Here is a 23,414-nt window from a genome sequence, read left to right on the forward strand (position 1 = left end):
CAATGGAATAGCCATCCGGCTATTCCACCGCCTTAGACGTCCAAAAAGCCACTAGACATCCTGTCCAAAACATCCTGGACTCCGTGTCCAAAAAGTCCCTAGACATCACAACCCCTCCCTAGTTCCCACGAATTTATCATGTGGTGAGAGTTGGATTTCAACACATGAGACGGTAGTGTTTCCCGCACAACCAATCACTCTATTGAAATCATCAAGGAGGGCGCTTCCCACATGACCGCCGTCAGCACCACGCCGCCAAAGACAGCGGCCCCAGCACAGCAGCTCACAAAACGTGACCGCGTGCGTGTGGCCGTGGCATCGACCATTGGTACGACCATCGAGTTCTATGACTTCTATATTTATGCCACGGCAGCCGTAGCCGTCTTTCCTTTCCTCTTCTTCCCGAAGACCGAGGACCCCACCGTTGCCCTGCTCCAATCCTTTGCCACCTTCGGCCTGGCCTTTATCGCTCGGCCACTGGGCTCAGTGCTCTTTGGACACTTTGGCGATCGCATCGGCCGCAAGGCCACCCTCGTTGGTGCACTCCTGACGATGGGCATTGCCACCTTCATCATCGGTGTCCTCCCCACGTACCAGACCGCGGGCATTATCGCGCCGGCCTTATTGGCCCTGATGCGCTTCTGCCAAGGTTTGGGCCTAGGCGGCGAATGGTCCGGTGCAGCCTTGCTGGCTTCCGAGACCGCCGAGGAAGGAAAGCGCGCTTCCGCCGCCATGTGGCCGCAGTTCGGCGCACCTTTCGGGTTCTTGCTCGCTAATGGTTTCTTCCTAACCCTGGTTGCCACCATGGACTACTCGCGCGGCGACACGACCGGCACCTTCATGGAATGGGGCTGGCGCCTGCCCTTCCTCGCCTCTGCTGTGATGGTGCTCATCGGTCTCTACGTCCGCCTGCGCCTGGAGGAAACACCTGTCTTCCAGCAGGCAGTAGACGAAGGCAAGAAGGTCAAGACCCCCATGGTGGAGGCTTTCCGCACTGCCTGGAAGCCGATGATCATCGGTACCTTCGTCATGGTCTCCTGTTACACGCTGTTCTACCTAGTCACCACCTGGATTCTCTCCTACGGTATCGGCGATAAATCCCAGGGGCTGGGTTTGGGAATCCCCTACCTGGAGTTCCTGGAGATCCAGCTGATCTCCATCTTCATGTTCATCATCGGCATTCCTGTTTCTTCCATGCTGTCGGATAGGTATGGCCGCAAGCCGATCTTGGTCGTGACTTCACTCATCATGATTGCCTTCGGTTTCAGCTTCCCCTTCTTCCTCGGCATCGAACACGCTGACCGCAACTCGGTCCTCGGCTTCTTGCTCGTCGGCATGTTCATCATGGGCCTCATCTTCGGCCCCATGTCCGCCGTCCTTCCCGAGCTCTTCCCCACCAACGTGCGCTACACCGGTTCCGGCATCGCGTACAACGTCTCCTCCATCCTCGGCGCCGCCGTGGCCCCGTTTATCGCAACGTGGCTGGTCAGCGCCTTTAACGTGAGCTACGTGGGCTATTACCTCATCATCGTCTGCTTCATCTCCCTCATCGCTATCCTCATGATGCAGGAGCTGAAGGACCAGGATCTTTCCCAGGTTTAGGCCTTCAGACACAAGCTTCTCCCCGTCTCCTTCCGGTGTTGCTCACCGAAGGGCGGGGAGATTTTTTGTCGCACCGTACCCCGCCGCCTTCAAAAGTGCAGACCTGGAAGTACAGACTCGCTGGTCGTCGCAAAGCACTGCCTGGGCGCTTGACGACGACCACCTGCATGAATGCACTTCCAGGTCTGCACAAACAGAAAAGGTGGCCGGCAAACATGTGCCAACCACCTATGCGGAGCTAGTTGCCCGGATGGGCAACCTTCTACACAGAAACCGCAGTTTTACTGGATTCCGCCTCGTCCTCGATGGGCTTGCGGCGCACGATGGCGGAGAAGACTGCGCCAGTGACGTTGGCCCACACTGCAGCAACAACACCCGGCAGCGCCGCCTCTGGGCTAAAGAACTGCAAGGCCAATGCCGAAGCAAGCCCCGAGTTCTGGGTTGCTACTTCAATGGCCGTGGTGCGCGCCGCTTCCTCGCGCTGGCGGGCTAGCTTCGCCATGTAGTAGCCAAAGAGAAATCCGATAAGGTTCTGGATAGCCACGCCGACAAACACGACGAGACCAACGGTGACCAACTTGTCCTGGGATTTTGACACCACCGCCATGACAACGCCGCCGATGCCAGCGATGGCCACCCACGGCAAAGCCGGCAGCACCTTGTCTACCGCCTTGCTTGCAATCACGCGCAGCAGCAGACCCAGGCCTACCGGTATGAGGACGGTCTGTACCAGCGACCACATCATGCCAGCACCATTGACCTCCGCGGTCTGCCCTGCCAACCACAGCATGAGCAACGGCGTCATGATCGGCGAGACCAGCGTGGATACCGAGGTCATCGCCACCGACAGCGCCACATCGCCCTTGGCCAGGTAGGCCATCACATTGGAGGCAGTACCGCCGGGCACAGACCCGAGAAGGATGAGGCCGACGGTGGCGGCGTCGGAAAGCCCTAGCAGTTTAGCCACGAGCACGGCGCTCGTCGGCATGATCGAAAATTGACAGATAACGCCCAAGAAGATGGGCAATGGGCGCTTCGCCACCAGGGCCAGGTCCGGAATCGTCAGGGTAAGCCCCATGGAAAACATGATGACCATAAGCAATTGCGAGGTGTACTGCCCCACCGGCTCGAAGGTGCTGGGGCTAAAAAAGGCGACAATGGCGCAAGCAACAATAACGATGGGAAAGATGTAGACGGCGAGTTTCTCGCCGGTCTCCCCTTCTGTGCGCGGGTTCGTCATGGTGTTTCCTTTCCAGAATGTGTCTCACTATATGAATTGAGTATCCCATATGATGAACCTCACGTACCCGATTTGGTCGAGATTTACTGTCAAGCGATAGATTAGAAATATGTCCAAGCTACTAAGCCCCGATTCCTCTCGTTTCTCACGCCCGGCCGGCGCTACCAGCCAGGCCGACGCCGTTTCCGAGCGCTACCGCCACGGCTCCCCCGCCGAGCTGGTTGCGGACATGGAAGCCATCGTCGGTCAAGAGAACGTGCACGGCCGGCTCAGCGACCTCGTGCGCTTTTCCTCTGATGCCGGCCCCTACCGATCCATCCCGAACATCGTGGTTTCCCCGCGCAACGCAGCGGACCTCGCTGCGCTCATGAAGTACTGCGATTCTCACGGTCGCCACATGACCTTCCGCGCAGCAGGAACGTCCCTGAACGGCCAGGCCATGGGAGATGACATCCTCGTCGATGTCAAAACCCACTTCGGCGGCATGGAAGTGCGCGAGGAAGGCCGCAAGCTGTGGTCGCGCCCCGGCGTCATCTTGGGCGATGCCCAGGCAGTACTCTCCCGCCATGGCTTCATGCTGGGGCCGGACCCGGGTTCCACGTCCGTGTGCACCATCGGTGGCGTGCTGGCCGATAACTCCGGCGGCATGCGCTGCTCCTTGGAACGCGATAGCTACCACAGCATCGAAGAGCTGATCTTCGTCTTGCCTTCCGGCACCATCGTGGATACGTCCCGTGGAGACGAGGCCTTCCGCAAGCAGGAGCCGAAGCTCCACGCCGATCTGCTGGCCTTCCGCGATAAGCTGCGCGCCAACACCGAGATGGTGAAGTTCCTGCGCACTAAGTTCTCTATTCGCAACACCAATGGCCTGCGCATCGACGCCTTCCTCGATGAAGACGAGCCCGTGCACATTCTCAAGCGCCTCCTCATCGGCTCCGAGGGCATCTTCGGTGCTATCACGGAATCCGTTATCCGCACGGTGAAGCTTCCGCGCGTAAAGGCCACGACCTGGGTCGAGCTGCCCAACCTCCGCGATGCCGCAAACTACGTGCACCCCATCATGGAAACCGGCGCGGAAGCCTGCGAGCTTCTGGTTGCCCCGGTCATGCGCCGCTCGGCCGAGCACTACTCCCACGCCCCCGAGTCCTGGCGCAACCTCGACGATGACGCCGCCGCACTCCTCGTCGAGGTCGGCGGCAGCGACGAGGCAGATCTGGACAAGGCCATGGATCGCCTGCGCACCGTGCTTGCCGACGCCCCACTACTGCGCCCCCTCGAGTTCCTCACCACCGCGGAAGGCATGCGCGGCGCGTGGGAGCTGCGCAACGGCCTGTACGGCCTGCTGGGCGCAGACCGCCCGAACGGCACGGCCTACATCACCGAGGATGTCTGCTTCCCGCCTTCCCAGGTCGGTGAGGCCGCAGCGGACCTGTTGGACTTGCAGGCCAAGTACGGCTACCCGGAGTCGGTCATGGGCCACGCTGCTTTTGGCAACCTGCACTTCTTCTTTACCCCGCGCTTCGACGTTGAGGAGGAGCGCGAATCCTATGCCGCGTTCTTGGATGATTTGGCCGAGCTGGTCATTGACAAATACCAGGGCTCGATGAAGGCCGAGCACGGTACCGGCGTGAACATGGCCCCCTTCCTGGAGCACGAGTGGGGCACGGAGGCCTTCGAGCTGTTCTGGGAAGTCAAGAACATGATCGATCCCAAGGGCATCCTGGCGCCGAACGTGAAGCTCACCCGGGACCAGACCATCCACCTGCGAAACTTCAAGTCCTTCCCCAAGGTCGAGGAAGAGATCAACCCGTGTGTGGAATGCGGTTTCTGTGAGCCTGTCTGCCCCTCCCGCCACGCCACGGTGACCCCGCGCCAGCGCATCGTGCTGCGCCGCGAGATGGCCCGGCAGGAAGAAGGCTCAGAGGTCTTGGCGCAGCTGCAGAAGGAGTATCAGTACGACGCCGTCGACATGTGCGCCGCCGACGGCACCTGCTCTATCCCCTGCCCGATTAGCATCGACACCGGCGCAGTGATGAAGCAGCTGCGCGCCCAGCAGGCCACCCCGGCCCGCGAGAAGGTGGCACTGACGACGGCACAGCGTTGGGAGTTGGTGGAAAAGCTTGCCCGCGCTGGCATCATCTCCGCCAACAAGATTCCCCACAAGCCCCTCGAGCTGGGCGCCAACATGGCACGTAACGTGGTAGCACCCGACTTGCTGCCCACCGTCCCGGGGCCGCTTCCGCAGGCCGCATCGCGTCTGCCGGAAACCCCGCGCGAGGGCGCTGGCGCGCTCTACTTCCCTGCCTGCATCAACCGCATCTTCGGCCGCCCAGCCGGTGCGGCTAAGGATTCGGTCGACCTCCCGCGCGCCATCGTGGAACTCGGACGCCGGGCTGGCCAGCCGGTGTGGATCCCCGAGGATGTCGCCGGCGATTGCTGTGGCACACCGTGGTCCTCCAAGGGCTACAAGGAAGGGTTTGAGTACCAAGCTCAAAAGATTGTGCGCGACCTCTGGCACTGGTCGGAGCACGGCCAGCTGCCCATCGTGGTTGATGCAGCCAGCTGCACCCACGGGTTGCTCGATTCGGTTCCTGAGGTGCTCTCCCCTGCCGACCGCAAGCTTTGGGAGGATCTGCGCATCCTCGATGTCGTGGAATGGCTCCGTGATGAAATCGCCCCGCACCTGCCCATCGTGAAAAACATGGGCTCCATCGCAGTCCACCCAACTTGCTCGACTGACCACATGGGCATGAGCCAGGCCCTGGTTGACCTGGCGAACCTCTGCGGTTCTGCCAAAGTCCCAGAGGGCGCGATGTGCTGTGGCTCCGCCGGTGACCGCGTCATGCTGCACCCGGAGCTCGTCGAGTCCGCCACGCGCGAGGAGCGTGCTTCACTCGACGCGGAGCACTTCGACGCCTTCGTCTCCGATAACCGCACCTGCGAGATGGGCCTGGAGATGATCTCCGGGCGGACCTATGAATCAATCGCAGTGCTGTTGGAGCGGGCCTCCCGTCCGGTCGTCACTCCATAAGCAACGCGCCGGTGGCAATACTCCTCAGCGGGAGCTCTGCCACCGGCGCAACAGATCGGGTTAGAGATAGTCGTAATTGATTTCGGTGTCCGGGGCGAAAAACACGCACCCGCCCTTCATCGGGCGCAGGTAGATCGTGTCGCCTTGGTGCACGTCAATGCCGCGCGGCACCTTCACCGTGATGCGGTCACCGCGGACCACGGTCCCGTCATTGGCCGACTCTTCGCGGCCACCATAGACGTACAGCTCGGAGCCTAAGTGCTCCACAATATCGACCCTAACCGGTATCCCATACTCTTCACCTGGTTGGTTGACGCCGATGATTTCCCAATTCTCTGGGCGCACACCAACGAGGACGTGATCCGCTCCCACCTTCGCGGCCTGTTCCTGTGGCATGTAGTAGTCCAGCGCCTGGTCTTTGCCGCTGACAACGCGACCGTCAACGAAGGGGACGTTGTCGATGAGAGTCATAGCCGGCGAACCGATGAACGTCGCGACGAAGGAGTTACCGGGGTTCTCGTACAGTGTTTTAGGCGGGGCGACTTGCTGAATAATGCCTTGTTTGAGGACACACACGCGATCCCCCATGGTCATTGCCTCAGTTTGGTCGTGGGTGACATAGACCGTGGTGGTGTTGAGCTCGCGCTGCAGTTGAAGGATCTGCGCACGCGTGGATACGCGGAGCTTCGCATCCAGATTGGAGAGGGGCTCATCCATGAGAAAGACCTTGGGCTGGCGCACGATAGCGCGCCCCATGGCCACACGCTGGCGCTGGCCACCCGACATTGCGGAGGGCTTGCGATCGATAAGGTCCTCCAGCTCCAGCATTTTCGCAGCGAAGCTCACGCGCTCTTCGATGGTTGCCTTATCCACCTTGGCATTTTGCAATGCAAACGCCATATTCTGACGTGCTGTCATGTTGGGGTACAGCGCATAGGACTGGAACACCATGGCTACATCGCGGTCCCGCGAGCGGGTCTCGGTAACGTCGGCCCCGTCGATGAAGATCTGGCCTTCGTCGATTGGCTCAAGGCCAGCGAGCATGCGCAATGTCGTGGATTTGCCGCAACCAGACGGTCCGACGAGTACTAGAAACTCGCCGTCCTTGATATCGAGGTTAATGCGGCTGACCGCCGGTGGCTTCTTCGGGTCATAAATCCTGGAAGCCTGACGGAATTCAACAGTAGCCATGGTGTCCTTTCAAACGATCCGAAGTGTTACTTGAGCTTCGGGGTGATGTCGCGGTCGATAACGCTCTGCGTCTCCTTCTGCAGGTCGCCGAATGCGGACTCCACATCCTCATTGCCCACAGTGATGCGGTCAAGAACGCCACCGATGCGCTGTCCGCCGCCCGGCACGAAGACACGAGCGTAATCCTGCGGCTTGGTGTTCTCGTTGAGCTGCTCGATTGCCGTCTGGGCGTTCGGGTTCTCCTCCAAGAACTTCTTCTCCTCCGGATCATCCAGGGCGTCCTTGCGCACCGGCATGTAGCCCGTCTTCTGGGAGAACTTGATCGTGTTCTCGGTGTTCGTCAGGAAGTCAATGAACTTGACCGCGTTAGCCTTGCGCTCGTCAGAAATTCCAGCCGGCACGGCCAGACCAGCACCACCGGTGGCTGCCGAAGGACCAGGGCCTGGCAGGTAGGTCGTGATGAATGGAATCGTCGCCGTCTCCTTCAGCCCGCCCAGAGAACCAGTGGACTCCAGCAGTCCAGAGGCCTTGCCAGAGCCGAAGGCTACGGTCGGGTCAGTGGAGATTTCGATGTGACCGGCCTTGACCTGGTCCTGCAAGAACTTGCCAGCCTCGATGGACTCCTTCGACGTAAAGTTCGGTTCCCACTCATCAGAGTAAGAGCCACCGAAGGCCCAAATCATGCCCTGGAAGTACCAGTCGAGGTAGTTGGATCCATCCGGAACGGTGACGGCCGGCTTGTCGAGCTTGTCCTTGATCTTGGTGGCCCACTCGTCGAACTCTTCCCAGTCCTTCGGGCCACGGTCGGTAGGAAGTCCAGCTGCCTTGAGGTCATCGGTGTTCCAGTACATCAGGTTCGTGGAGCGGGAGTACGGAACGCCGTAGTGCTTGTCCTTGTAGTTGTAGTCTTCGCGCAGGGTGTCGACGTAGCCCTCATAGTCAATGTCGTTCATCTCCCACAGCTCATCGAGCGGCGTCGTGGCCTCATTCAGCGCGAAGTTGAACCACGTGACGTCAGAAGCAACGAGGACGTCGGGAAGGTCGCCACCTGCGAGGGCAGCGTTGAAGCGCTGTGCAACTTCCTCGTAGTTGGAACCTGCGGTAACCAGTTCGACCTTCAGATCTGGGTTCTCCTTCTCGAACTCATCAATGAGCTCTTGCTCTATGTCACGGGAAGAACCCGGGTGGTTGGACCAGAAGGTGATGGTGTTGGCGTCTCCGCCGTCCTTTGAGTCGTTCCCTGCGGTGGTCGAACCACCTGCACAGGCGGTCAAGGACGCTGTGGTGAGAAGTGCCGCGCAGGCGGCAACGATACGAGTAGAAATCTTACGAGACATGGGGAGGTTCTCCTTGAGAAGTGAAGAGTTCAGGGGACTTGTTCGAGTTGGGCGTCGGGATAGCAGGCAGGCTAGCCCTTGACTGCTCCAGCAGTCAGGCCCTTAATCATCGGCTTCTGGAGTATGAGGAAGATGATGATCATGGGCAGGGTTGTCAGCACTGTGCCGGCCATCACCGGCGCCCAGTTGGTCACGCCTTCCGCGTCCTGCAAGCGGGTTAGGCCCACCGGAAGGGTGGCTGCAGCCGGTGTATCCGTAATCAGGAAAGGCCACAGGTATTGGTTCCACTCATTGACCACGGTGATCAGGACGAACGCGGACAGCGTTGGCCACGACATGGGCAGGACCACTCGGAACAAGGTTGTGAAGAATCCTGCCCCGTCCATGCGCGCGGCCTCGAGAATCTCCGGGGGCAATGATTGGAAGTGATTGCGCATGAGGAAGGCACCGAACGCCACGCCCGCCAACGGGATGATGACTCCGGCGTAGGTGTCTCTCCAACCCCATGACGCAACCAACGAGTAATTGGAAATAATGGTGATCTGGTTGGGCACCATCAGCGAGGCGATGATAAGCAAGAAAAGCAGATTTCGGCCGGGGAAGCGAATGAATGCGAAGGCATAGGCAGTCAGCACTCCGAGGACTACCTCCACCACCGTGAGAATCAGCGTGATGATGATGGAGTTTCTCAGGTAGCTCGAAAAGCCAGAAGTCTGCCAGACATAGGAATAGTTTTCTGCCTTAAAAGGATTAGGCCAGAAGGAAATCGGATCCGAATACACATCCTGGAAAGACTTAAAACTGGTGATGAAGATGAAGTACAGCGGCACCATAATCATCAGCACTGTCAGTACCAAGGCAATGTAGCCGACGACCTTCGTTGCTGGATGACCGTGATCAACCGGCTCACCTTTACGCTTGCGCTGGGCCTCGGTGATGACTGGTGCTGCGAGGGACTGCGAACCAGGAACCGGCGGCAGCTCTCCTTTCGCTTGCGGGAGCCCTACCTTGATAGAAGCCGGAATCGCGCGTTTTTCGGACATTTACTTATCCATCCTTTCCTGCAACTTGATCTGCAGCACCGTAATGACAAGCACGACGAGGAACATGATGGTGGCCACGGCAGCGCCATAGCCGGCACGGTTGTTGATGAACGTCTCTTGGTACACCTGGAAAACCATCGTGGAGGTTCCGTAACCAAACGGTCCACCGCCGGTCATCGCGTTGATGATGTCGAAGACCTGGAAGGAATTGAGCAGCACAGTGATTAACAGGAAAAACGTGGTACCGCGAAGCTGTGGCAGGACCACGCGGAAGAAATGTCGCACGGCCGGAGTGCCGTCAATCTCAGAGGCCTCATCGAGATCGCGGCGGCGCCCCTGCAGGGCAGCAAGATAGATGACGAAAACGTAGCCCACGTTCTTCCACACGTAGGTCACCGTAATCATGAACAGTGCCCAGTTCTGCTGCTGGTAGAAGTTCGGCACATCGACCCCGATAAGACCCAAAAAGTATTGAATGAGCCCGTAGTTAGGATCGAAGACGAACTGAAAGGCAACGCCAATCGCCGCGCCAGCGATGACATAGGGCGCGAAAACCATTGAGCGCACAGCCGCACGGCCAAACAGTTTCTGATCCAGAAGCAATGCCAGCGCTAGCCCCAGAACCATCGAACCGACCACCGCGAAGAAGGTGAAGACGACAGTGTTGAACACCACGCGTCCAGTATCTGGCGCCTGGAACCAGTCGATGTAGTTCTGCAGACCGACAAAAGTCATCGTCGGCGATGAAATATTCCAGTTAAAGAAAGAGATGCGGATGTTATCGACCAGTGGTCGATAGGTGAAAAGAATGAGAAGTAGAAGGTTCGGGCCAATCAGCAATGCCGCTAGGCCGATCTGGCGCCAGTCAAGCTTTCGCTTGCGTGGGTGGCGCGCGTACTCCTCGGAGACGATCGGCTTCTCGTTAACAGGAGGGATCGCAGCCGTTCGCCCGCTCGCGGGGATGGTTTTTGCCATGCAGAAGAAACTAGACCAAGGCAGTAAACAGAAGGTTTACTCAACGTTTTGATTGAATAAACAAAAAGAAAATTCCAGGAGCCTAGCCCCCAAAAGCCCTCCCTGTGCGTGGGGTACGTCACACAAAGCACGGGAGAAAGAACTCCATAGAAACTCCCGGGCAAGAAAGCGCCACCATCTTTCCAGCTAGACCTTTTCGGGGATGAACACAACGGCCACGGGCGTAGCTTGGCGCTAACTCGCCGAGCGCACAACGTCGAGTGCTAGCTCTGGCAAGTCCGTTGCCATGAGCTCTATCCCATTGTTACGGCACCACTCCATGTCCTTCGGTAAGTTCACCGTCCATACGTAGGAGTGACTGTCGACGTCTGCAAAGAAGTCAGCGTCCAACCGCGCCTGGCGAATGGAAGGCCCGAAGCCCGAAGCGCCCTCGAGGGAATCTGGTAGTCCCGCATCCGGTTCCAAAAGAAGAAAGGAGCGCAGGGATGGCAATAGGTTTCGAAATCGCGCAATTGCTTCAGGGTTAAAGGAAATCAGACTGAACCGTGGATCGGCATCGAGATGTCGGTTGCGTAGGACTTCGGCCACCGACTCTTCGAGTCGCGCCCCGAAAGGAGACGGGTGCTTCGTCTCGATGAGCAGCTGCTTTCCGGGGTATGACTCGATGAGGTCCACCAGTTCGTCGAGAAGCAGAATGCGTTGGGGATCCTCGTCGGTACCAAAGTTGAGTGTGCGCAGCTCCTCCAGTGTCATGTCACCGACAGAGCCTGTGCCGTCCGACGTCCTATCCACAGTCTGGTCGTGGATAACCACTACCTCCCCGTCCTTGGTCAGGTTGACGTCGCACTCCACACCGGCCACCTCAAGCTTGAGAGCCTCCTCGAAGGCACGGTACGTATTCTCCGGGAACCATCCGTTATACCCTCGGTGCGCGATAATTCCTGTGCGGTCTGCCATGTTCTTTCCCTCCGGGCCGCAAAGTGGTTGTGCTTCTGGCGCCGCCCAGTGTAGACCGCTAACGGCGGCCTCCGCGGTTGCGGTGCGTCGCCACCACGTGCACGGCATCCAGCATTCCTAAGGTGAACAGCGCCTCGCGGAGAGCGAACTGGAAGGTCCAGAGGCGGCGGAAAACCTGGTCGAAGCCCGCTGCCGCCGCTTCGCGTCGCCGCCCATCGAAGAAACTGCGCTGGTAGCGAAGCGTTTCCAGGTAGTGGCTTCCGGTGTGGGTCTGAGCGATGATGCGCAGGTTGGAACGCCTATCGAAGAGTCGGTGTGTCTCCTCGATCGTCGGATAGTCCAATCCGGGCCAAATATAGGCGCGCAAAACCTGAATCGCGGACCGAGCGGCCGGGGTCAACGCGTCGGTGGCGAACAACGAGGCCACAGCCACACGCCCACCGCTGACCAGCGAGCGATCCAGCATCTGCACGTAGCGGCGGCGCTCGGGGGGCGATAGCGTCTCTAACTTCTCTACGCTGACAATCGCGTCATAGCGCCCGCGCCACTTCTTCGGATTGGGCAACGCCGTTTCGATGCCCTGCACATGGACAGAGTCGGCGGCGCCTTCGAGAAGCAGTTGTTCGTCGAACAGCGCCTGCTGCTCTGTGTCGCCTGTAAGGACGTCAACTGTGGCGCGCCGGGCAACGGCTTGTACTGCTACCTGCAGACCAGTCGCCGGGTACACCAGAAGATGTGTGCCGGCGCCCGTGCGGGTGGCATCGAGAAGCCACTGTGCAGCGCGGCGCTGTGCATCACCCAAGTCCTCGCGGTCCGTATGCGTCGGCTCGGTCACGCTCGTCACATCGACGAAGTGCTCCTTGGGTTCCTTGCTCCCCACCCGTGCGCTATAGCTGCGGACCGCCTCGCGCACCGTGGTGGGAACGCCGCTAGCGAAAATTCCGCCCGAATGGCTCAAGGAGTCACCCGCGTACAGCTTCACCACGTCGAGGGGCAGCTCGCCGGGGCTCGACGCCTCGACCGCCAGTTCCTTCGCTTTCGGCCGATACCCCACCCCCAACAGCCGCAGGAGAACCTTGACCAAGCGATCGGAATCGGGCGTCGTCCACTCCCCTGCCATATAAGACTCAGCCAGGCCCAGCCAGCCCGAATCGGCGATGCGGGAAAAGAGGGCGTCGTGAAGCACAGCCAGATCCGGCTCCTCGCCTTCCAGCTCCACCCCTGCTTTGGCGCAGGCCTGCGCAAACTCCGCTTCAGTCCGGCCGCCCGTAAAGCGCAGCAAACGCGGTGAGGGCACGGTTGCTACGCCGGGCCACGTCGCAGCGTCAATCGATGCCAAGTGGGAATACACGCTCTAGCCAGCCTTCCTCATCGCACACACGTATTTACTTAGAGTAAAACCAGCGGGCCACGAAGAGGTGGAGGCGCGGCCCAAAAAGCCAGTTAATAACCCATAAAGTATGCATGTACCGCTAGAAAGGTTTAGACTGACTCGGGTAAAATAATCAAGCTTTCTTCAGGAAGGTATTCAATCACCATGGCGCAAACTCCCCACCGCCCTAGTAACGGCCGCCACCACGTCGTTGTTATCGGTGCCGGCTTCGGCGGCATCAACGCCGTCAAGAAGCTCAAGGACGCGGATGTTGAGATCACCCTCATCGACAAGAAGAACCACCACCTCTTCCAGCCGATGCTCTACCAGGTAGCCACCGGCGTCATTTCCGCCGGCGAAATCGCCCCGTCCACGCGTCAGCTCCTGCGCCATCAGGACAACGTCAACTTCGTCAACGGCGAAGTCACTGACATCAATATCAAGGAACAGACCGTCTCCGCAGAACTTGACGGCGCTGTTCGCACCTACGGCTACGACTCCCTCATCGTCGCCGCCGGCGCTGGCCAGTCCTACTTCGGCAACGACCACTTTGCCGAGCACGCGCCGGGCATGAAGACGCTTGACGACGCCCTGGAGATCCGCTCCCGCATCATCTCCGCCTTCGAGAAGGCTGAGTTGGAAGAGGATCCTGCCAAGCGTGAAAAGCTACTGACCTTCGTCATCGTCGGCGCTGGCCCGACTGGCGTTGAGCTCACCGGCCAGATCGCCGAGCTGGCCCAGCGCACCTTCGCTGGCACCTACTCCAACTTTGGTTCCTCCTCCGCCAAGATTTACCTCCTGGATGGTGCGCCGCAGGTGCTTCCTCCGTTTGGCAAGCGCCTCGGCCGCAAGGCTCAGCGCACCCTGGAGAAGCTGGGCGTTGACGTGCGCCTCAACGCCATGGTTACCGACGTCACCGCTGACGCCGTCACCTACAAGAACATGAAGACCGAGGAACAGGTCACCATCGAGGCTGCGACCAAGATCTGGTCTGCAGGTGTCGCCGCTTCCCCGCTGGGCAAGCTTATTGCCGACCAGGCAGGCGTGGAGGCAGACCGGGCCGGCCGCGTCTCCGTAAACGAGGACCTCACGGTTGGTGAGTACAAGAACGTCTACATCGTCGGCGACATGATTTCCCTCAACCGCCTTCCGGGTGTGGCCCAGGTGGCCATCCAGGGCGGCAACCACGTGGGCAAGCTCATCGAGGCCAAGATTGATGAGGAGTCCACCGCTAACGAGGCCGAGCCGTTTGAGTACTTCGACAAGGGCTCCATGGCCGTCATTTCCCGCTTCAACGCAGTGGTCAAGTTGGGCAAGACCGAGTTCGCTGGCTTCCCGGCCTGGATCTCCTGGCTCGGACTGCACATCTTCTACATCGTTGGCTTCCGCAGCCGTACCCTCGTGGCGCTGCACTGGATTCTCAACGCCTTCTCGCGCGACCGCGGCAACCTGGAGATCACCCAGCAGCAGCGCGTTGCTCGCAACGTGATTGACCGCGACCTCCACTAGGTCTTACGCGTCTTAAAAAGGAGAGAGGAATTATCCTCTCTCCTTTTTCTTTGCCCATGTACGGTAGACGGAAGAAAAGCCTAGATTAAGGAGAAAACAGTGCGCCAACCTGCGCTGCCCCGCGTCCTCAGCATCGCTGGCACCGACCCAACGGGAGGGGCGGGAATTCACGCCGACCTCAAATCCTTTGAGGCGGCAGGGGCCTACGGCATGGCCGTGGTGACCGCCCTGGTGGCGCAGAATACGCAGGGCGTACGGGCTATCCACACCCCACCGGTGGATTTTCTGCGTGAGCAGCTGGCAAGCGTCAAGGACGACGTGACTATCGACGCCGTCAAGATCGGCATGCTGGGATCCGTCGCTATCACCGAAACGGTGAGCGACTTCCTCGCTTCCCTCCCCGCGGGAGTGCCGGTGGTCTGTGATCCGGTCATGGTCGCCTCCAGCGGTGACCGCCTGCTCGAGCCGGAAGCGGAGCGCGCCGTACGGGAGCTGGCGCGCCGCGCGACCGTGGTCACACCCAACCTGCCGGAACTCGCTGTCCTCGCGGGCGTAGCAGAACCGCGCACCTTTGATGACGCTCTCTCTGTCGCAACCACCTGGGCCCGCGAGAATGACACGTGGGTCGTAGTCAAGGGCGGTCACCTCGATGGTGCCGAGGCCGATAACGCGACCGTAAGTCCTTCCGGCGATATCACGCGCGTGCCCTGCCCGCGGATTGATACGAAGAACACGCACGGCACGGGCTGCTCGCTGTCCTCAGCCCTAGCGGCGCGTTTGGGCGCGGGCGAATCCCTCGACGAAGCACTGGTTTGGGCCACCGAGTGGCTCCACGAGGCGATTGAGCATGCCGATGCGCTTCACGTCGGACACGGACACGGGCCCGTTGACCACGGCCACCGGCTCCGGCGCCTGGCTGCGGAGAAACAAAGTTAGCCCAGCAGATCGGCACCTGGACGAGTAAGCACGGCCACCATGAAGGTGGAGTTCTCTTTAAAGACCTTCATGTCCCACGAGGAGAAAATGAAATCGACTCGGTAGCCCACCGCGCGGGCCAGTTCGAGGAACTCCTCAAAGCCCCAGCCGCGGCCCTCGCCGAAACCGACGACGAAGCGGCCGCCGGGGCGAAGCGCGTTAAACACGTTGCGCAAGGCCGCCTCGCGCCCTTCGTTGGCGATAAAAGTCATGACGTTGCCCGCAGCCACGGCGATGTCGAAGTTGCCCTCCGGGATTTCCTCTTCCGAAAGGTCACCTACCTCCCAGCGGGCCTCCGGATAATCATTCACCGCGTGCTCAATCAAAATCGGGTCGACGTCCACGCCCACTACGGTATGCCCGCGCTTGGCCAACTCGCCGCCGAGCCGTCCGGAACCGCAGCCGGCGTCGAGGACGCGGGAGTGGCGTTCACTCATAGCGTCGATAAGCCGGGCCTCCCCGTCGATATCCTTACCCTGGGCCCGCAGCGTCTTCCATTTCCGTGCAAAGTTGTGGGAATGGGCGGGGTTCGCAGCAGTTACTTCTTTCCAGGTAGGCATGACAACGAGTATAGGCCTTTAGAGGTGTAAGATTTAGCCGCTCTGATAAAACGCCTATACGAAGCGAAGGAGGCTGAGACACGATGCCATCTGTACCGTCACCATTCAAGCCACGCAAGAAAAACACTTCGGACAATAATACGCCGAGTTTTTCCGTGCCTGTCGAGCGTGCCATTGAGCACTGCCGAGTGTTCATCGACGGCGAGGCGCTGCCGGGTGAGTTTACCCCGCACAGCGCGCTGCAAACCGTGGAAGAATACGGCCGCGGCTTCGTGTGGGTAGGCCTGCACGAGCCGCTCGAATCGCAGATGACGAAGGTAGCGGCTGAATTCCGCATCCATGAGCTCATCGTCGAGGACGTCGTCCAGGCGCACCAGCGTCCCAAGCTGGAGCGCTACGACGACCAGCTCTTCGTGGTGGCACGGTCGGTGAACTACCGCGACCACGACGAGGTCGCCGATAAGCGCCAAATTATCTCCACTGGTGAAATCCAGATGATCATTGGTGCCACGTTCATTATCACGGTGCGCCACTCCGCCAAGCTGCCCAATCTCGCCTATGTGATCCAGGATGAGCAAGACCTCGTCGAGCAGGGTCCTATTTCGCTGGCGTGGAAGATCCTGGACATGATGGTGGACCGCTATTCGGAGATTTGCCGCCTCATCGCCATCGAGGTCGACGAATTAGAAGAAGAAATCTTCACTCCGAATTCGCTGCCCAACATCGACCGTATCTACATGTTCAAGCGCGAAATCTTGGAGATGAAGCACGCGATCGTGCCGCTTTCCCCAGCGTTGCGGGCGATGGTAGCGGACCACAAGGATCTCATTCCGAAGACGATTCGCTCCTATATCCGCGACGTCAACGACCACCAGCTGGTGGTCCAGGACCACGTGTCGGGGTTCGATGAGCGCTTGACCTCGCTTATCGACGCCTCCGTGGCCAAGATCAGCATGCAGCAGAACTCCGACATGCGCACGATCTCCGCGGTGGTTGGCATGTGGGCAGCGCCAACACTTGTAGCAGGTATCTATGGAATGAACTTCGACATCATGCCGGAGCTGCATTTCGCATGGGGCTATTACGGGGCAATTGGCCTCATGATCTTGGTGGTGGCCGGAATGTGGTGGTGGTTCCGGCGCAACAACTGGTTGTAGGGATTATTGCACCACCATGGTGCGCAACGTGGAAGCAGCGAGGAGTACATCGCCCTGGCTGATTTTCACTTCCCACAGCTGCGTGCGGCGGCCCTTGTACAGCGGCGTAGCGACAGCCGTGACGGTGCCTTCGGCAACGGGCTTGAGGAAATCTGTGTTGTTGTTCACGCCCACAACCGGCTTGCCCGCAAGGATCAGGCTGCCCACAGATGCGGTGGACTCCGTAATCGTGCAGAAAAGCCCTCCATTCGCCACGCCCCAGGGCTGGTGGTGATCCGGAACAACGTCAACCTCGGAGCGAATCTCATCAGCGGAGATGTGCGTGAAACGCAAACCAATGAGCCCGGCTAGGCCCTGCGGGTGAGAATTGATGAGCTGCAGTTCCTCGGCGTTAAGCGGCCGTGCCTGGGATACTGCTACGAGCTTTTCGAAGATTTCAGAGTGTTTCATGCCACACCAGGTTAGTGGATTTCGGTGACGTAGGATGGTTGACATGACTCAAACTGCTGAAAAGACAGATCTCGCTCAGATTGGTGTTGTGGGCCTAGCCGTCATGGGCTCCAACCTCGCGCGCAACTTCGCCCGCAACGGAAATACCGTCGCGGTCTACAACCGCAGCCCGGAGAAGACGCGCGCGCTTATCAGCGAGCATGGTGATGAAGGAACCTTCATCCCTTCCGAGACCGTTGAGGACTTCGTGGCCTCCTTGGAGCGCCCACGTAAGGCAATCATCATGGTGCAGGCGGGCGCGGCTACCGACGCCGTCATTAACCAGCTCGCCGAGGCCATGGATGAGGGCGACATCATCATCGACGGTGGCAATGCCTTGTTCACGGACACCATTCGCCGCGAGAAGGAGGTCGCAGCTCAGGGCCGTCACTTCGTCGGCGCGGGCATTTCCGGTGGCGAGGAAGGCGCGCTCAACGGGCCATCCATTATGCCCGGCGGTCCGGCCGAGTCCTGGGAAACTCTGGGGCCGATCCTGGAATCCATCGCCGCTGAGGTGGACGGCACACCGTGTGTGACTCACATCGGCCCGGATGGTGCGGGACACTTCGTGAAGATGGTGCACAATGGCATTGAGTACGCCGACATGCAGGTTATCGGAGAGGCCTACCAGCTCCTTCGCTATGGCGCGGGCATGGAACCGGCTGAAATCGCTGAGGTCTTCCGCGAGTGGAATGCCGGCGACCTGGACTCCTACCTCATTGAGATCACCGCCGAGGTGCTGGCGCAAACCGATCCTGACACTGGTGCCCCGCTTGTCGACGTCATCGTGGACGCCGCCGGCCAGAAGGGCACCGGCCGCTGGACTGCCATTAACGGCCTCGAGCTTGGCGTCCCCATCACCGGCATTGCGGAATCCGTGTTCGCGCGTGCGCTCTCCTCGGCCACCGCGCAGCGCGCCGCCGCCCAAGAGGGGCAGCTGCCCTCCGGTACGATCACCGAGCTCAACGTGAACAAGGCGGAGTTCGTCGAGGACGTTCGCCGTGCGCTCTATGCCGCAAAGCTCATTGCCTATTCTCAGGGCTTTGATGAGATCAAGGCTGGTTCGGACGAGTTCGGCTGGAACGTCGACCCGCGCGACTTGGCCACCATCTGGCGTGGCGGCTGCATCATTCGCGCGAAGTTCCTCGACCGTATCCGTGAGGCTTATGACAATAACGCCGACCTTCCGGCCCTCATTCTGGACCCGTACTTCAAGGGTGAGCTGGAAAACCTGATTGACCCGTGGCGTCGCGTCGTTGTGGCTGCCACCCAGCTGGGGCTGCCGGTACCCGTGTTTGCTTCTTCTTTGTCCTACTACGACAGCCTGCGCGCCGAGCGCCTCCCTGCGGCCTTGATTCAGGGCCAGCGCGATTTCTTCGGCGCCCACACCTTCAAGCGCGTGGACCGCGAGGGCACCTTCCACATCGAATGGTCGGGTGACCGCTCACTCACCGAGATGTAGTTGCCAAGCCCCTCACCTGAGGGGCTTTTCTCGTACCAGCCCCACTACCCCGCTAACCAGGAGTTTTGTTCCTCCGGTTGCAGGGTTGCGGGTGCTGGTTTAATCTTCGTGCCCATGGGGGATATCGAAACCTACCTCCGCCTCCGCAACTCGGGGATTGCGCTGGTGGAGCATATACCTGGCACACCCGATGAGCTCCGCGCGCTCGGCGCGGATGCCTTTGATGCTGCCGAGCTTGCTGGCCTGCACCAGGTGTACTTCGGCCCCACCCGCTTTACAGGCAAACAACGCAAAGCCCGCCAAGCAGCACTCAAACAACGCCACAGCCTGGGCACCCTCACACTGATTGAAACCTACGTTTCAAAAGTCAAGAAAACCCTGGATGCGTGGAACCTCCGCGCCAAACTCGCCGCCACACCCGCACACCACATCCCCACCGTTGCCACCGCGCGGCTGAAAGAACTCACACGCAAAAGAACCGCCAAACCAGGCGTGCGCATCACCTACAGATCCGAAGGGCCCAACACGCTCTCCATTACTGACGATGCCACCACGATTGCCAACATGCGCGCAGTCCTAGAATCCACCAACAACACCGACCTGCTTCAAGCCGCCAACGACGTCTTCTTCACCCAAGCCACCGGCACCAAGCCTGCCGTGCGCACCCAAGTCATCGTCACGTTGAATGAGCTGGACCAGATCATCAACGGCGAGGGTGATGAAATAGAGCTCAACCTCACCAACGGTGCGCGCATGACCGGCGCTGAATTCTTAACCCACAAGTTTGCCGAAATCGGCTACGCCACCATCATCCACCCTGTCGAAGGACCCATCAACACCTGGCGGCTATCGCGTGGAGCAAACCTCAACCAACGCCTTACCCTCCATGCGGAATTCCACACCTGCTCCAGACCCGGCTGTAATAAGCCAGCTGACTACTGCCAAGTCCATCATTTAGTGCCGTGGCAGGCGGGTGGCTACACCAACATTAAAAACCTCACCTTCCTGTGCGCCTACCACAACGGCATCAACGACGACGACCCTTCAAGGCCCACCGGGCGTGGCTACATGTACCGACTCAATACCGGGGTTAGCTTCATCCCACCGTGGGGTGCACCGATTACCGCGATGCCGGAATACCAAGAAGCAGTCGCCAGACTCAACGCCGAAAAAGCAGCCACAGCGCCAGCCCAGCCACCGGACCCACCACCCGACAGCAGCTAACACTCGGCCACCAAACACAAAAAGCGCCGGTAACCTGCGACAAAGGTGCTCCCGATAGAAGAACCCGTCAGACAAGACATGCTGACGGGGATATCGGCGATCCCGCACAACGACGGCCGGCCATTGGGCACAGCGGCGATTCATGGTGAGTGTGGGACGGGGACATCGTCAAGCATAGGCGTATAACTAGGCGTCGACCGGCGGTGGCCCCGGCGTCTCGTCGAGGATCCCCGCTTGTACCAGATAGCTGGCAAGGTCGCCGTAATTGGTCACCACCTCGTCCGGGTCGTAACCACCCATCACGTACTCGATGACCGCGTTACGACCCTCGAGCACTTCCACCATGACGAATTCCTCATCCTGTCCGAAAATTGCGATCTGGGAACCGCGAGCGGATGTGTAATCCACAACGGATTCCTGCAGCCCCACGCGCTCCGCGTCGCGAATGGCTTCCTGATTCTCGGTGTACTGAGCCACAAACTCACCGTCGGCCCCATAGAGGCAGGAAATCGTCGGGACCCACTGCGCGTCGTAGCCCTGATCTGCTGACTCACCGAAATAGGACGTATCTTCGTAACACTCGGACGTCAGCTCAGCCAGAGGTGTAGGAACAGACGCTGGCACCTCGGACTCTCGGATAGCGTCAACATCATCGACGTCAATCGTGCGCTCCCAATAGCCGGCATCAGAGGCAGCGACCTCTCCTGGCCCATCTTCCAATCCAGCGGCAAAGTCCTTAAAAGCAGAAAACGCCGCCACAAGAGCGAGCCCTGTAACCAGAATAAGACCGAGGATTATTGCTAGAACAATCCACAACACTTTCTTCGAACCGGGCTTCTTCTGTGGCGGTTGCGGCATCCCTTGGCCTTGCCCATTAAAACCGGGAGGCGCTTGGTTGTGCCCAGGTTGGACGTGGTGCGGGTTCTGGCCAAACCCGCGGGGAGGAGACTGAGATTGAGAGTTGTCGAATGGATTCGTCATGTCGCTCAATTTAACAGAGAACCACGTCACACAAACCCTAAAAATGCAGGATGCGAGGCCTAATCCCCACCGGTAGCTGTAATGCTTTTCGGTCTGGCAGGCCGGAGCACTAGACTTTTTACCCGATGACTACTTTCGCCGAACTCGGCCTCCCCCGCGATGTTGTTCGTATCTTAGACAAACAGGGCATCACGACCCCCTTCCCTATCCAAGAAGCCGCTATTCCCGACGCCCTCGCCGGCAAGGATGTCCTCGGCCGTGGCCCCACAGGCTCGGGAAAGACCTTTACGTTTGGTCTCCCTATGCTGGCCCGATTGGCGGAGTCCGGGGTGTCGCGTCCGGCCCACCCGCGCGGGCTGGTCCTAGCACCGACGCGCGAGCTGGCAACCCAGATCCAGCAGCGCTTAGAAGAACCCGCGGCAGCATTGGGACTGCGGGTACTGGCAGTCGTCGGGGGTGTCAACATCAACAACCACATTCGCTCGCTTGCCCGCCCGGTTGACCTGCTCGTTGCCACACCGGGACGCGCCCAGGACCTCATCGACCAGGGCAAGCTCTTCTTCGACCACGTCACTATCACCGCCCTCGACGAGGCGGACCAGATGGCGGACATGGGCTTCCTCCCCCAGGTACGCAAGCTGCTCAAGCTCACGCCGGTCGATGGTCAACGTTTGCTCTTCTCCGCCACCCTCGACGGCGAAGTCAACAAGCTGGTCAACCAGTTCATGCACGATCCCGTCACCCACTCCACCGCCCCCGTCGAGGCAGCCGTCGATACGATGGAACACCACCTTATTTTCATCGGCACCCGCGAGGCCCGCAATGACGTCGTTCTTCGCCTCGGCGCACGCAAGGGCAAGACCATCATGTTTATGCGAACCAAGCATGGCGTCGACAGGCAGGCCAAAAAGCTGCGCCGCGTCGGAATCAACGCGCTGCCCTTGCACGGCGATAAGGGCCAGGGCTCACGTACCAAGGCCATCGAGGGCTTCGCAGACGGCAGCGTTCCGGTACTCGTCGCCACCGATATCGCTGCCCGCGGTATCGACATCGCCGACGTCTCCCTTGTCGTCCACGTCGATCCGCCAGCTGAACACAAGGCCTATCTGCACCGCTCGGGCCGTACTGCACGCGGAGGCGACTCCGGCACCGTAGTCACGCTCGTCACCGACGAGCAACGCGATGAGGTGGCAAAGCTCATCGCGAAGGCCGGGGTTGCGCACACCGACCTCGACATCAGTGACCGCGCCAACCCAGCCAGCAGTCCCGAGCTTGCCCAGATGACGGGAGCTCGCAAGCCCAAGGGCGAGCCGCTCGGCCCACCACACCAGCAACCATCAAAGAAGAAGCCACAGAGTCAGTCCGAACGGCAGCCTTCGCGGCGGCGATCGGGTAGCCGTAACCAGCGCCGCCGACGGGGCAACGCAGGTCAGAGATGATTCTCCAGCCTAAAACCTGGCAAACCCGGATGACCATGCACGAGGAGGCGGCCAACGAGTATCTCACCCGCTACCGCCACCCGGGCTCGTATCACCCTGTCTACGACTTCCTTTTCGAGTACTACCCCGTCCGCCCGTCACACCTGCGGCGTTGGCACCCAGGCGTCGGTGTGACTCTGGCCGGCGAGGTCCCACATGCTCAGTGGAACTACTACCACCGCACTGATGAGGGCGTCACGGTGGACACTGAGGCCTTCCTCGCACGCCGCGGTAGCACCGTTCGTTACATCCTGAATCTGCTAGAAAAGACCACGCATAACCCCACCCAATTCGATTGCTTTGGCCTGCACGAATGGGCCATGGTCTACCACACCGATTCTCCTCGCCATGACTTGCCGCTGCGGTTAGGGGCGGAGGGGACGAATGAGGTCGTCGATAGGCACCGCATCAAGTGCACGCATTACGATGCCTTCCGCTTCTTCACTGAGCCCGCGCGCCCGCTCAACCTCACGGTGCTGACTCGCGAGGGGCAACCGGAGAACGACCAGGCTGGCTGCGTCCATGCGACTATGGATTTGTATAAATGGGCGTGGAAATTGGGGCCATTGGTACCGGGTGAGTTGTTCCTCGACACCTTCCGGCTAGCCGTGGCAGCACGCACACTTGATATGGAAGCTTCACCCTACGATTGCCGCGAGTGGGGGTTTGGGGTCGTCCCCATCGAAACGGCGGAAGGAAAGTCCGAGTACGTGCGTCGCCAACGCGCGCTTGCCGACGTCGCCGAGCCCCTGCGCGCGCGGCTTGTCTCCCAAATTCGCGCCGCACTGCCCGCTACAATGAAGAACCATTGATGTGACCCGTCGGGGCGCG

Annotated in this window: 18 protein-coding genes and 1 pseudogene; 9 read left to right on the forward strand and 10 right to left on the reverse strand. The window is 60.0% G+C overall.

The window, feature by feature from the left end; translation table 11 throughout:
• Nucleotides 1-231: 231 nt before the first annotated feature.
• Complete coding sequence (locus HMPREF2807_RS10645; RefSeq protein ID WP_070512732.1) at nt 232-1,602, forward strand: MFS transporter; 1,371 nt, start codon at nt 232-234, stop codon at nt 1,600-1,602.
• A gap of 262 nt (nt 1,603-1,864) precedes the next feature.
• Here the strand turns inward: HMPREF2807_RS10645 and HMPREF2807_RS10650 are convergent, their stop codons facing one another.
• Nucleotides 1,865-2,842, reverse strand: a complete 978-nt coding sequence (locus HMPREF2807_RS10650) for a bile acid:sodium symporter family protein (RefSeq protein WP_070512735.1) — start codon at nt 2,840-2,842, stop codon at nt 1,865-1,867.
• 109 nt (nt 2,843-2,951) lie between these two features.
• Here HMPREF2807_RS10650 and HMPREF2807_RS10655 point away from each other — a divergent pair, with 109 nt between their 5' ends.
• Nucleotides 2,952-5,873: an FAD-binding and (Fe-S)-binding domain-containing protein gene (locus HMPREF2807_RS10655; protein WP_070512738.1), complete on the forward strand. Its 2,922-nt coding sequence runs from the start codon at nt 2,952-2,954 to the stop codon at nt 5,871-5,873.
• A 60-nt stretch (nt 5,874-5,933) separates the two neighbouring features.
• Here HMPREF2807_RS10655 and HMPREF2807_RS10660 read toward each other — a convergent pair whose 3' ends face one another.
• From HMPREF2807_RS10660 to HMPREF2807_RS10685, 6 genes are all read right to left on the reverse strand, one after another.
• Nucleotides 5,934-7,064 (reverse strand): ABC transporter ATP-binding protein, encoded by a 1,131-nt coding sequence (locus tag HMPREF2807_RS10660; protein ID WP_049154656.1) that lies wholly within the window; start codon nt 7,062-7,064, stop codon nt 5,934-5,936.
• Nucleotides 7,065-7,090: 26 nt separating this feature from the next.
• Entirely contained in the window at nt 7,091-8,401 is a 1,311-nt protein-coding gene (locus tag HMPREF2807_RS10665; protein ID WP_070512741.1) for an ABC transporter substrate-binding protein, read from the reverse strand.
• Between the two features lie 71 nt (nt 8,402-8,472).
• A complete protein-coding gene (locus tag HMPREF2807_RS10670) occupies nt 8,473-9,444 on the reverse strand; it encodes a carbohydrate ABC transporter permease (RefSeq protein WP_046649374.1) in 972 nt (323 codons plus the stop codon).
• Nucleotides 9,445-10,419 carry a carbohydrate ABC transporter permease gene (locus HMPREF2807_RS10675; protein WP_046649375.1) on the reverse strand — a complete coding sequence of 325 codons (975 nt, stop codon included), beginning with the start codon at nt 10,417-10,419 and terminating at the stop codon, nt 9,445-9,447.
• A 234-nt stretch (nt 10,420-10,653) separates the two neighbouring features.
• Nucleotides 10,654-11,376 (reverse strand): glycerophosphodiester phosphodiesterase, encoded by a 723-nt coding sequence (locus HMPREF2807_RS10680; protein WP_070512744.1) that lies wholly within the window; start codon nt 11,374-11,376, stop codon nt 10,654-10,656.
• A gap of 58 nt (nt 11,377-11,434) precedes the next feature.
• Nucleotides 11,435-12,727, reverse strand: a complete 1,293-nt coding sequence (locus tag HMPREF2807_RS10685) for a class I SAM-dependent methyltransferase (protein ID WP_070512747.1) — start codon at nt 12,725-12,727, stop codon at nt 11,435-11,437.
• Nucleotides 12,728-12,913: 186 nt separating this feature from the next.
• Here HMPREF2807_RS10685 and HMPREF2807_RS10690 point away from each other — a divergent pair, with 186 nt between their 5' ends.
• Nucleotides 12,914-14,257, forward strand: a complete 1,344-nt coding sequence (locus HMPREF2807_RS10690) for an NAD(P)/FAD-dependent oxidoreductase (RefSeq protein ID WP_070512750.1) — start codon at nt 12,914-12,916, stop codon at nt 14,255-14,257.
• Nucleotides 14,258-14,356: 99 nt separating this feature from the next.
• Nucleotides 14,357-15,172 (forward strand): annotated as a pseudogene (gene thiD, locus HMPREF2807_RS10695) (bifunctional hydroxymethylpyrimidine kinase/phosphomethylpyrimidine kinase); the annotation flags it as partial.
• Between the two features lie 17 nt (nt 15,173-15,189).
• On the opposite strand, the gene HMPREF2807_RS10700 reads toward thiD, so the two are convergent.
• Entirely contained in the window at nt 15,190-15,792 is a 603-nt protein-coding gene (locus HMPREF2807_RS10700; RefSeq protein WP_049154651.1) for a class I SAM-dependent methyltransferase, read from the reverse strand.
• An 83-nt stretch (nt 15,793-15,875) separates the two neighbouring features.
• On the opposite strand from HMPREF2807_RS10700, the gene corA reads away from it, so the two are divergent.
• The gene (gene corA, locus HMPREF2807_RS10705) at nt 15,876-16,949 is read left to right on the forward strand and encodes a magnesium/cobalt transporter CorA (protein ID WP_070512755.1); all 1,074 of its coding nucleotides are present in this window, start codon (nt 15,876-15,878) and stop codon (nt 16,947-16,949) included.
• A gap of 3 nt (nt 16,950-16,952) precedes the next feature.
• Here the strand turns inward: corA and HMPREF2807_RS10710 are convergent, their stop codons facing one another.
• Complete coding sequence (locus HMPREF2807_RS10710; RefSeq protein ID WP_049154649.1) at nt 16,953-17,399, reverse strand: PaaI family thioesterase; 447 nt, start codon at nt 17,397-17,399, stop codon at nt 16,953-16,955.
• Between the two features lie 43 nt (nt 17,400-17,442).
• Between HMPREF2807_RS10710 and gndA the strand changes: the two genes are divergently transcribed.
• Both gndA and HMPREF2807_RS10720 read left to right on the forward strand, forming a co-directional pair.
• Nucleotides 17,443-18,900 (forward strand): NADP-dependent phosphogluconate dehydrogenase, encoded by a 1,458-nt coding sequence (gndA, locus tag HMPREF2807_RS10715; RefSeq protein WP_070512758.1) that lies wholly within the window; start codon nt 17,443-17,445, stop codon nt 18,898-18,900.
• 114 nt (nt 18,901-19,014) lie between these two features.
• The gene (locus HMPREF2807_RS10720; protein WP_070512761.1) at nt 19,015-20,124 is read left to right on the forward strand and encodes an HNH endonuclease signature motif containing protein; all 1,110 of its coding nucleotides are present in this window, start codon (nt 19,015-19,017) and stop codon (nt 20,122-20,124) included.
• Nucleotides 20,125-20,310: 186 nt separating this feature from the next.
• Here HMPREF2807_RS10720 and HMPREF2807_RS10725 read toward each other — a convergent pair whose 3' ends face one another.
• On the reverse strand, nt 20,311-21,105 hold the full coding sequence (locus HMPREF2807_RS10725) for a hypothetical protein (RefSeq protein WP_232745451.1): 795 nt from the start codon (nt 21,103-21,105) through the stop codon (nt 20,311-20,313).
• Nucleotides 21,106-21,230: 125 nt separating this feature from the next.
• On the opposite strand from HMPREF2807_RS10725, the gene HMPREF2807_RS10730 reads away from it, so the two are divergent.
• Together HMPREF2807_RS10730 and HMPREF2807_RS10735 are read left to right on the forward strand one after the other, a co-directional pair.
• On the forward strand, nt 21,231-22,544 hold the full coding sequence (locus tag HMPREF2807_RS10730) for a DEAD/DEAH box helicase (protein WP_070512768.1): 1,314 nt from the start codon (nt 21,231-21,233) through the stop codon (nt 22,542-22,544).
• The gene (locus HMPREF2807_RS10735) at nt 22,541-23,395 is read left to right on the forward strand and encodes a 3-methyladenine DNA glycosylase (protein ID WP_070512771.1); all 855 of its coding nucleotides are present in this window, start codon (nt 22,541-22,543) and stop codon (nt 23,393-23,395) included. The genes HMPREF2807_RS10730 and HMPREF2807_RS10735 overlap by 4 nt, the downstream gene beginning before the upstream one ends.
• Nucleotides 23,396-23,414: the final 19 nt, after the last annotated feature.

The organism is Corynebacterium sp. HMSC074A09, assembly GCF_001811545.1.
In the GTDB taxonomy this organism is placed as follows: Bacteria; Actinomycetota; Actinomycetes; order Mycobacteriales; family Mycobacteriaceae; genus Corynebacterium; species Corynebacterium hiratae.